At 63.1% G+C, this 2,245-nt stretch carries 4 protein-coding genes and 1 pseudogene; 3 read left to right on the forward strand and 2 right to left on the reverse strand.

Going from position 1 to position 2,245, the window contains the following annotated elements:
• A partial coding sequence (locus LQV45_RS26755; RefSeq protein WP_230009770.1) for a DUF5997 family protein occupies positions 1 to 375 on the reverse strand: 375 nt, incomplete at its 3' end.
• Between the two features lie 133 nt (positions 376 to 508).
• On the opposite strand from LQV45_RS26755, the gene LQV45_RS26760 reads away from it, so the two are divergent.
• The gene (locus tag LQV45_RS26760; protein WP_374208301.1) at positions 509 to 1,264 is read left to right on the forward strand and encodes a LysR family substrate-binding domain-containing protein; all 756 of its coding nucleotides are present in this window, start codon (positions 509 to 511) and stop codon (positions 1,262 to 1,264) included.
• Positions 1,265 to 1,340: 76 nt separating this feature from the next.
• Here LQV45_RS26760 and LQV45_RS26765 read toward each other — a convergent pair whose 3' ends face one another.
• Entirely contained in the window at positions 1,341 to 1,487 is a 147-nt protein-coding gene (locus LQV45_RS26765) for a hypothetical protein (protein WP_230009772.1), read from the reverse strand.
• 269 nt (positions 1,488 to 1,756) lie between these two features.
• Here LQV45_RS26765 and LQV45_RS35925 point away from each other — a divergent pair, with 269 nt between their 5' ends.
• Positions 1,757 to 1,996 (forward strand): PLD nuclease N-terminal domain-containing protein, encoded by a 240-nt coding sequence (locus LQV45_RS35925; protein ID WP_374208302.1) that lies wholly within the window; start codon positions 1,757 to 1,759, stop codon positions 1,994 to 1,996.
• A gap of 19 nt (positions 1,997 to 2,015) precedes the next feature.
• Positions 2,016 to 2,245: pseudogene (locus LQV45_RS26770) on the forward strand (GNAT family N-acetyltransferase); the annotation flags it as partial.

Consider the following 2,245-nt stretch of genomic DNA (forward strand, 5'->3'; position numbering starts at 1 on the left):
GTCCTTCTTGGCCGCCTCGTCCTTGCCCCGCTGGGCCTCGGCGCGGACGGCGGCGTGGGTCGCGCGCTCGGCCACCAGCCAGGCCGGGGGAGCCTGGAGCAGTGCGGTGATTTCCGCCGTCGTCAGCGCTTCCTCAACACCACCGCGGGCCAGGCCGGCGATGGAGACGTTGAGCTTCTGCGCGACCACGGGGCGCGGGTGCGGGCCGTTGCGGCGCAGTTCCGCGAGCCACTCCGGCGGGTTGGCCTGGAGATCGGCAAAATCAGCGCGGGTGATGGTTGAATCCTGGAACTCCTGGGGTGTCGCCGGCAGGTAGATGCCAAGCTTCTTGGCAACGGTGGCCGGTTTCATGGACTGGGAGTTTGCAGAGGTCATAGTCCTAGGGTATCTGCCGGCACGCCCGCAGGGCACCAACCCAGCACCAACCCAGTACCAAACCAGCGCCGGATCAGCACGGTGCCGCCATCGAGGCGGACCCCCGCGCCACCCCGGGCGGTACTGTGAACATGTGTCCGCAGCAGAAGAACCATCCCAGACCCCCGACGAAACCGCCGTCGTCCCAGCCGTCGCAGTCGGGCGGGAGCTGCGCTTCGCGTACGTGGCCGGTGTGACACCGGGCAAATGGATCCGCCGCTGGGAGGAACGGATGCCCGATGTTCCGCTGCACTCCTTTATGTCCGACGACGGCGCGCAGTTGTCCGTGCTCCGCGACGGTACCGCGGACCTGAGTTTCGTCCGGCTCCCGGTGGAACGCGAGGGCCTCAGCGTGATCCCGCTCTACGAGGAGCAGCCGGTGGTGGTGGCACCGAAGGGGCACGAGGTCTCCTTGTTTGAAGAAGTGGACCTGGCGGACCTGTCTGCCGAGACGTTTCTCGATGTGCAGGAGCTCGGCGGACCCGCGATGGCCCTGCAGGTGGTGGCCTCCGGTGCCGGGCTGGTGATCCTGCCGATGTCCGTGGCCCGGCACTTCAACGTCAAGGACACCGTGGCGCGGAAGCTCACGGGCGCGCCCGGCACGGAGATCGCCCTGGCCTGGCCGAGCGACGCCACGGACGAGGTCATCGAGGAATTCATCGGTATTGTCCGCGGACGCACCGCGGCGAGCTCGCGCCAGCCCTCGGCGCAGCAGGAGAAACCCAAACGCGAGCCCAAGCCGGACCGGCGCGGCACCGGAGCCGCCAAGAAGCCCAAGGTGGCGCAGCGTTACGCACCCAACCCGGACAAGGGCCGCGGCAAGGGATCCCGGAAGAAGGGGAAACGCTAGGCCTGTGGAGTTGGACGCTCCTGGCGGCGTTCTGCCGTTGCGGGAACGGCGAAGATAGGCCGTCAGATTGGCCCGCTCATGCGGACAGGTTCGTTTCTATCACCATCAAAATACATCCTCCAAAAAGGGCAACAGAACTCAAATTGATTCCCACGAGAATGGCAACTGCTGCCGAATGAAGGAGCGCCAGTTCAAGAACACCGAAGATCAGGGCGACAGTCACGGTTGCTGCCGTGAGGACCGCCGGAATCAATATTTTCGGAGTTTCGGAAGCTAACGAGACGCTTCCAATCACTTGAGGAGACCCCCTACAAAACGTTGGCGAGGAGCTAAGGCTGCCGCAGCGCCGTGGCTGTTGCGCTGTTGGTATTCCCAGATAGTGCTAAGAGCTGGCGATATGGTTGAGCATCAGTAGCCGCACTACCTTGGGGAAAAATGATATTGGCGCTTTCTACATCGGAAGTAAATCCACTGGTGCCGTCATGGGGCATCATGGGATTCCCGCTGACCCTGAACGCAATCTTGTTCATTGCAGCGCTCGTGAGCATTGCGCGCAATAGGACTCACACCACTGGCGGTACTGTCGTTTGGGCCCTCATCGTTCTTGCAGTACCGCTACTTGGCTCGGTTCTGTGGTTTTTGGTTGGGCGCAGAGAAACATCCAGTTTTCGTCCCCGCGATCACGCGAGAAAGCGGCATGATCGGGTGAATCTGAGCAGCCCGGGACTATGATCACGACGATAATCGACGCATGACTGAGCACTTACCGTCCTGGCCGACCACACCACCGACCTACGGTTCAGTCGTTTTGCGCGAGTTCACCGACGACGACGTACATCTCGCCACCGAGTTGGGAGACGATCCTTACATCCCTCTCATTGGCAGCCTTCCCGCACTCCCCACGGCACAGCAGGCTCTGGAGTGGATCTACCGGCAGCGCGGCCGGTTCGCCGAAGGAAAAGGGCTGTCCTTCGCCATCGC

Source organism: Microbacterium sp. Bi128, assembly GCF_918698205.1.